The following is a 7,826-nucleotide window of genomic DNA, read 5'->3' as shown; positions in this document are numbered from 1 at the left end:
GTTGTGAGATTTGATGTGCCAGGGCATAAAGGAGGGCGTGGAAATAAGGAGTTTCGAGATTTTATTGGGCTGGATGCGATGCAGATGGATGTTAATTCGATGAAGCCGCTTGATAACTTATGCCATCCAACTTCGGTTATTAAAGAGGCTCAGGATATAGCGGCGGAGGCTTTTGGGGCAAAAGAGGCTTATTTTATGGTAAGTGGAACAACTGGGGCTGTGCAGGCTATGATTATGGCGACTTGTAAAGCTGGAGATAAAATTATTATTCCGAGAAATGTGCATAGAAGTGCCATTAATGCAATGGTAATTTGTGGAGCAATTCCAGTTTATATTAACCCTGGACTTAACAAAAAATTGGGAATTTCACTTGGAATGTCTATTAATGATGTGAAAAAGGCAATTCAGGAAAATCCTGATGCAAAAGCAATATTAGTGAATAATCCTACTTATTACGGAATTTGTTCAGATTTGAAATCTATTGTAAAACTGGCACATGAAAATGATATGTTTGTGCTAGTTGATGAGGCACATGGAGCACATTTTTACTTTGATGAAAATTTACCAATTTCAGCTATGGAAGCTGGAGCAGATATGGCGGCAATTAGTATGCATAAGACAGGTGGTTCTTTAACACAAAGTTCGATTTTGTTAAGTGGTGAGAGAATAAACGCTGATTATGTTCGGCAAGTTATAAACTTGACTCAAACAACAAGTGCATCGTATTTACTTATGACTTCACTTGATGTGGCAAGAAAAAATTTGGCGATAAATGGAAGGGAACTTTTTGAAAAGACAGTTAAATTTGCAGAATATGCCAGAAATGAAATTAATAAACTAGGTGGATATTATGCCTATGGGAAAGAACTGATTGATGGAGATTCGGTTTATGACTTTGATACGACAAAATTATCTGTGTATACAAAAGATATTGGACTTGCTGGAATTGAAGTTTATGATATTTTGCGGGATGATTATGAAATTCAGATTGAATTTGGAGATTTGGGAAATATTTTGGCGATAATTTCAGCGGGAGACAGGGGTTTGGAAATAGAACGGCTAATATCTTCACTTGCAGAAATTAAACGGCTTTACTCAAAAGATTCTACAGGAATGTTTGATCATGAATATATAAATCCTGATGTTGTACTTCCACCACAAAAAGCCTTTTATTCAGAAAAGGAAATGATTCCCATAAAAGAAAGTGCTGGTAAAATAAGTGGTGAATTTGTGATGGCTTATCCGCCAGGGATACCGATATTAGCACCAGGAGAGCGAATTACTGAGGAAATCATAAACTATATCGAATATGCAAAGGAAAAAGGATGTCTATTAACAGGAACTGAGGATATGCATGTTGAAAAGATAAATGTTGTTTTGGAGTAAAATTAAAAAAAACGCAGATAGTGTCTGCGAAATCCAATTAAAATAAATGAAAGAAGGAAAGCAAAAATGGCTGACAGCAGATTTTTGAAATTTTTTAATTATATTTTGCTAGTTGAAGGAAGCTATTCTAATGATAAGAATGATAAAGGTGGGGAAACAAAATACGGCATTACTAAGGAACGAGCTAGAGAATGTGGATACAAAGGTAGCATGAAAGATTTAACAAAAGCAATGGCACAAAAAATTTATGAGGAAAAATATTATAAGGCTAGAAAATTGGATCAAGTAAAAAATGATAAAGTGGCACTAAGCATATTTGATTTTTCAGTAAATGCTGGGAGATATGGAATCAAAAAGGCTCAGGAAGCTGTGAATAAAGTTTATGGGAAAAATGTAATTAGTGTAGATGGAGCGGTTGGGCCTATGACATTAAAATATTTAAATGATGTTAATCCAGCTAAATTTTTGATGGCTTATCATAATTTACAGCGTGAATATTACAAGTCTCTTGCTAAAAATAATGTAACTCAGAATGATTTTCTAGCTGGATGGTTGAACAGGGTTAAGGTTAAGGAAAATTATTTGAGAAACGTTTAATGAGTACAAGAAAATAGAATAAAATTATAAACAATGGAAAATTTGAGGAATTTAGAAAAAAGTTTTAAAGTACAAAACATTGGAAATAAAAGGTTAGATATTAAAAAAATAGGTAATACAAATTGAAAGGAGTGTAGCAGATGGAATTATGGTACACAGAAGAGCATACGAAAAATGTTCGTTTTTCTATAAAGATTGATAAGCAGTTAGTTAGTGCGAAAAGTGATTTTCAGAGAATTGATATTTTTGAGTCGCCAGAATTTGGGCGATTTTTGACATTGGATGGATTTATGATGCTGACAGAAAAGGATGAGTTTATTTACCATGAGATGATAACTCACGTTCCTATGGCTGTAAATCCTAAGGCTAAGAAAATATTGGTAATTGGTGCTGGAGATGGCGGTACTGTTCGTGAACTTGTAAAATATGAGCATATTGAGAGAATTGATATGGTGGAAATTGACAAGATGGTTGTCGACCTTTGTCGTGAATATTTACCTAAGACAGCGAATAAGCTGGATGACAAGAGAGTTCATATTTATTATGAGGATGGATTGAAATTTGTACGTTCCAAGGCAAATGAATATGATATTGTAATTGTGGATTCGACAGATCCGTTTGGGCCTGGAGAAGATTTATTTACAAGAGAATTTTATGGAAACTGCTTTAATGCATTAAAAGAAGACGGAATTCTTGTGAATCAGCACGAGAGCCCATATTATGAGGCAGATGCTAAAGCAACAGCAAGGGCAAACAAACAATTAAGGGCGGTTTTCCCATTTGCAACAGTTTATCAGCTACATATACCGACATATCCATCAGGACATTGGTTGTTCGGATTTGCTTCAAAAAAATATAATCCTGTGGAGGATTTAAAGGCTGATGAATGGAATAAGTTTGGAATAGAAACAAGATATTATAATACAGAATTGCATAAAGGGGCTTTTGCTTTACCAAATTATGTGAAAGATTTAATAAAATAATTTAGAATAAATACGATAAGGAGAATTTATATGAGAAATAAAAATATACATACATTTATAGGGTGTGATAATGAATACAATGAGAGTAAAATTGCTATTTTTGGAGCGCCGTTTGACAGTACAACTTCGTTTAGACCAGGGACTAGATTTGCTTCAGCAGTTATGAGAAATGAGAGTTTTGGAATAGAAACGTATAGTCCTTATCAAGATAAGGATTTGGAGGATATTAAGGTTTTTGATGGAGGAGATTTGGAACTTTCGTTTGGGAATTCAGAAAGTACATTGCAGGATATTCAGGATGAAACGGCAGAAATTTTGAAGGATGGGAAAATTCCGTTTATGATTGGTGGAGAGCATTCTGTTACATTGGGAGCTGTAAGAGCGGTTGCTGAGAAATATCCAGATTTGCATATTATACAGTTTGACGCACATACAGACTTGAGAGATGAGTATTTAGGACAGTATTATTCACACGCTTCTGTAATTAGAAGATGTTGGGACATTGTTGGAGATGGCAGAATCTTTCAGTTTGGAATAAGAAGCGGCGAAAGAGATGAATGGAAATTTGCAAAGGAACATCTTCATACAACAAAATTTAATTTTGATGGACTTGATGAAGTTGTAGAAAAATTAAAAGGAAAACCTGTATATTTTACATTGGATTTAGATGTACTTGATCCATCGGAATTTCCTGGAACTGGAACGCCTGAAGCTGGAGGAGTTACTTTTGTGGAACTTCATAAGGCGATAGAAAAAATATCGCAGTTAAATATTGTTGGGCTTGATATGAATGAATTATCGCCTGTATACGATCAGTCTGGGCAATCTACAGCACTAGCTTGTAAACTGCTTAGGGAAATTTTGCTGTTTATTTATAAATAGATTTATTTTAAGGAAAAGTGTTTGTGCATAAATGGTACAGATACTTTTTTGAATATATAAAAATAAAAAAGTTTTTAATAATTTATAAAAAGGGAGGAATGTTAGATGAAGAAAAAGTTGCCAATAGGAATATCAAATTTTAAGGAAATAATAGAAGATGAATATTACTATTTTGATAAAACAGAGTTTATTGAGAATTTATTTGAGGAAGTGTCTAAAATTAAGTTGTTCACACGTCCGAGAAGATTTGGAAAAACACTTAATATGTCGATGCTAAAATATTTTTTTGATATTGAAAATAAAGAAGAAAATAAAAAGTTATTTAGTGGACTTGATATTGAAAAATCTGAATATATGTCTGAACAGGGACAGTATCCAGTGATTTTTATTTCACTGAAAAGCATAAAGGCAAAAACTTGGGAGGAAGCAATACAGGAAATTAGACTGCTAGTTTTAGAATTGTTTTCTGAGTACAAGTATCTTTTAGAGGACTTGGATGAGTATGATTTGCCTAGATTTAAGAAGTATTTACTGGGCAATGCAGATTTTTCTGAGTTAAAAAATGCCTTGCTGTTTTTAACTAGAATATTATTTCAGAAGTATAAAAAAGAAGTTATCTTATTAATTGATGAATATGACAGTCCTTTGATTTCTGCTTATGAATATCATTATTATAGCGATGCCATCGCATTTTTTAAAGTATTTTACGGAGAAGCACTGAAAACTAACCAGTATTTAAAAATGGGAGTTATGACTGGGATTATAAGAGTTATTAAGGCTGGAATATTTTCTGACTTGAATAATCTAAACGTTTATTCTATTTTAGAAAATGAATATTCTGAGTTTTTTGGTTTTAATCAGGATGAAGTTGAAAAAACTCTTGAATATTTTGATGTAAAGTATGAACTTTTTGATGTTAAGGCTTGGTATGACGGTTACAAATTTGGTGATTCTGATGTGTATAACCCTTGGAGTATTTTAAAATTTTTAAAATCTAAAAAAATTGGTTCCCACTGGATTGATACTTCTGGGAATTTCTTGATTAATCAGATTTTGAAAAATACAGATTCTGAAATTATGGAAACTTTGGAAGCTCTTTTTAATGGAGAAACTGTTGAAGAAAATATCAGTGGTAATTCCGATTTATCTAGTTTATTGGGACAAGAGGAAATTTGGGAACTTCTTTTATTTAGCGGATATTTAACTATTGATGAAAAAATTGGGGAAGACTATGAGGATGTGTATTCCTTGAGACTGCCTAATAGGGAGGTAAGGGAGTTTTTTAGGAAGAAATTTATTGATGTAAATTTTGGGGAAAGTATGTTTAGAAAGGCTATGGAAGGGCTTAAAAACCTTAAATTTGATATTTTTCAAAAATATTTACAAAATATTTTATTAAAATCAACAAGTTTTATGGATACTAAAAATGAAGACTTTTATCATGGATTAGTCTTAGGAATGATGTTTTATCTAGATAATCATTATTATGTAAAATCTAATGAAGAAAGTGGCCTTGGAAGATATGATGTTGTAATTGAGCCAAAGAATAAGAACAATAGAGGTTTTATTCTAGAGTTTAAAGTTGTGAAAAATGAAGATGATTTGGAGAAAGTTTCGGAAGAGGCGATAGAGCAGATAACAGAGAAGAAGTATGATATTGGGTTAAGAGATAGAGGTATTAAGGATGTTACTTTTGTTGGAGTTGCTTTTTGCGGAAAAGTAGTTAAAGTCAGTTACAGATAGTTATAGTGTGAAAGGGAAGAAATAGCGATGTATTTGGATCAGATTAGTTTTAATAACTTTCGTTGCCTTGCGGATGGGAAGTTGAAGTTTGACAGGTATTTTAATTTAATATATGGGAAGAATGGACAGGGGAAGACATCGCTTATTGAGGCTGTTCATTTTTTGGCTACTGGGAAAAGCTTTAGGACTAAGAAAGTGAAAGAGATTCGAAAGTATAATTTCAACAGGCTGATTGTATTTGGGAAATATAAAAATAAAGATTTATCGGAAAATGCTATTGCTATTGATGTGAATGAGGATAAGAAAGATTTTTACATTGATAGGGAAAAAGATAAATATATAAACTATGTGGGGTTACTTAACATTATTTCATTTATTCCTGAGGATATTGAACTGATTATTGGGAATCCTGGCGTTAGGAGAAACTTTTTTAATTACGAGATTTCACAGGCAAAAAAGGAGTATTTGCAGTCGATTGTGAATTTTGAGAAAATATTGAAGGTGCGGAACAAGCTTATAAAGGAAAAAAAGACTGGCGAGGAAATTTATAAGATCTATAACGAAAAATTTATAGAGGAAGGGCTAAATATTGTTTTTAATCGGCAGGAATTTATAAAAAAAATATCAATTTTATTAAACTTGAATTATCGTAAATTATTTGATGAAAATTCAGAGCTAAAATTAAAATACGACTGTTTTCTTGGGGATGTGGAAAAGAAGACTAGAGAAGAGCTGAAGGAAAAATTTGAAGTGCTATGTAAAAGGAAAAGTGAAAGGGAAAAATTTCTTGGATACAGCCTGCTTGGCCCTCAAAAAGATGACTTTATCTTTGAGCTGAATGGAAAAAATGCAAAGGCATATTCTTCACAAGGGGAGAAAAAATCTATAATATTCTCGCTAAAAATTTCAGAAATTGATATTTTAATAAAGGAAAAAAAGGAATATCCGATATTTCTGATGGATGACATTGCTTCATATTTTGATGAAGTGAGAAAAAAAAGTATTTTAAGCTATTTTGAAAATAAAAAAATTCAATGTTTTATAACTTCGACAGAGGATTTGGGCATAGAGGGGAAAAAATTTATTGTGGAAAAGGGGAAGATTATTAATGAGTAAAAAGGGGTTGAAAAATGGAAGGAATTAAGGATTTAAAGGATTTGGCACTGGAAGCAATTGAGAAAAGAAGTTCGCTTTTGAAAAATGAAAAATATATTTTGTGGAAAATCAAGAAAAATTGGAAGCAGATTGTGAATGGGCCAATCGGTGAGAAAACTTATCCAAAAAGTCTATTTAATGGGAATCTTGTTGTGGTTATCAATGATGGTGTTATTTATCACACAACGATAATGTATGCGGAAAATATAAAGGAAAAAATAAACACATTTTTGAATGGGAAATTTTTGGAAAGTATCGAATTTTCGAAGGTAAATTACAAAATAAAGCGTGATTTGCTGGATGAACTTATTGAAAATGAGGAAAATAGAGGGACAATTCGGGCTGGAGAAATTCCAAGAGGAAATGTTAGGGAAAGAAATAGGAATATTGATTCTGAAAATAAAATTGTAGAAAAAGTAAAGGATATTGTGCTTTTGCCTGAAGAAGTTAAGGAAATTCATGAGAATATTGATAAAATTGATAAAAAATATGAAGATATTGCCAGAAGACTTGAAAAAATTGCGATAAAACTGAAAAAAAGAGAAAAATACCTAAAGAATAATGGATATATTGAGTGTGAAAACTGTAGAATTTTATTTTTGCAGGAAAACAGCGAGAAAATGTGCTTTGAGTGTAGAATGAATGAAAAAAATCGAAAATTTCAGAAAATGGCTGATTTAATAAGAAATAAACCGTATATTTCAGAAAAACAGGCGGTCCGAATGACAAATACCGATAAATCTACATATTATAAAGCAAGAGATATATTGGCACAGCAGACTTACAATGATATGCTTTATTACTGCCTTGAAAAAAACAGGGAAATTTCTTTAAATGAAGATTATGAGTTTGAAATTCGGAGTGAGTCGAGGGAAGATGTGGAAAAATTTATAAAAAATTATGTGGACTATAAAATTGGAAGTGATAATGAGGAAGTCTTTAAGATTGAGAGAAAGTGGGCTTTGAGAAGATTAAGAAAGGATATGAAATTTAGGATTGAAAATAACAGGAGATATTGATTTTATACTATTTTTTATTTTGTTAAAAAATTACAATTATTCATCAAAATATGTTAAAATA

General features: G+C 31.9%; 7 protein-coding genes. All 7 read left to right on the top strand.

Annotated elements, in window-relative coordinates; translation table 11 throughout:
* A partial coding sequence (locus Q0370_RS10940; RefSeq protein WP_299575637.1) for an aminotransferase class I/II-fold pyridoxal phosphate-dependent enzyme occupies window positions 1–1,386 on the top strand: 1,386 nt, incomplete at its 5' end.
* A gap of 66 nt (window positions 1,387–1,452) precedes the next feature.
* On the top strand, window positions 1,453–1,983 hold the full coding sequence (locus Q0370_RS10935) for a glycoside hydrolase family 108 protein (protein WP_299575634.1): 531 nt from the start codon (window positions 1,453–1,455) through the stop codon (window positions 1,981–1,983).
* 140 nt (window positions 1,984–2,123) lie between these two features.
* Entirely contained in the window at window positions 2,124–2,966 is an 843-nt protein-coding gene (gene speE, locus Q0370_RS10930) for a polyamine aminopropyltransferase (protein WP_299575631.1), read from the top strand.
* Between the two features lie 30 nt (window positions 2,967–2,996).
* Entirely contained in the window at window positions 2,997–3,848 is an 852-nt protein-coding gene (gene speB / locus Q0370_RS10925; protein ID WP_299575629.1) for an agmatinase, read from the top strand.
* A gap of 105 nt (window positions 3,849–3,953) precedes the next feature.
* Window positions 3,954–5,591, top strand: coding sequence for an AAA family ATPase (locus tag Q0370_RS10920; protein WP_299575627.1), 1,638 nt, complete (start codon window positions 3,954–3,956; stop codon window positions 5,589–5,591).
* A 27-nt stretch (window positions 5,592–5,618) separates the two neighbouring features.
* Complete coding sequence (locus tag Q0370_RS10915) at window positions 5,619–6,707, top strand: DNA replication/repair protein RecF (RefSeq protein ID WP_299575625.1); 1,089 nt, start codon at window positions 5,619–5,621, stop codon at window positions 6,705–6,707.
* 14 nt (window positions 6,708–6,721) lie between these two features.
* Window positions 6,722–7,765 carry a DciA family protein gene (locus tag Q0370_RS10910; RefSeq protein WP_299575623.1) on the top strand — a complete coding sequence of 348 codons (1,044 nt, stop codon included), beginning with the start codon at window positions 6,722–6,724 and terminating at the stop codon, window positions 7,763–7,765.
* The last annotated feature ends 61 nt before the right edge of the window (window positions 7,766–7,826 follow it).

It is taken from the genome of uncultured Leptotrichia sp. (genome assembly GCF_938036635.1).
Lineage (GTDB): Bacteria > Fusobacteriota > Fusobacteriia > Fusobacteriales > Leptotrichiaceae > Leptotrichia > Leptotrichia hongkongensis.
Note: the sequence above shows the minus strand (reverse complement) of the source record. Positions and strands in the feature narration are given on the sequence as shown.

Bases quoted from the DNA above. Each gene is read 5' to 3' on its own strand.
- Q0370_RS10915 (WP_299575625.1), top strand. From the start codon at position 5,619: ATGTATTTGGATCAGATTAGTTTTAATAACTTTCGTTGCCTTGCGGAT.
- speB (WP_299575629.1), top strand. From the start codon at position 2,997: ATGAGAAATAAAAATATACATACATTTATAGGGTGTGATAATGAATAC.
- Q0370_RS10920 (WP_299575627.1), top strand. From the start codon at position 3,954: ATGAAGAAAAAGTTGCCAATAGGAATATCAAATTTTAAGGAAATAATA.
- Q0370_RS10910 (WP_299575623.1), top strand. From the start codon at position 6,722: ATGGAAGGAATTAAGGATTTAAAGGATTTGGCACTGGAAGCAATTGAG.
- speE (WP_299575631.1), top strand. From the start codon at position 2,124: ATGGAATTATGGTACACAGAAGAGCATACGAAAAATGTTCGTTTTTCT.
- Q0370_RS10935 (WP_299575634.1), top strand. From the start codon at position 1,453: ATGGCTGACAGCAGATTTTTGAAATTTTTTAATTATATTTTGCTAGTT.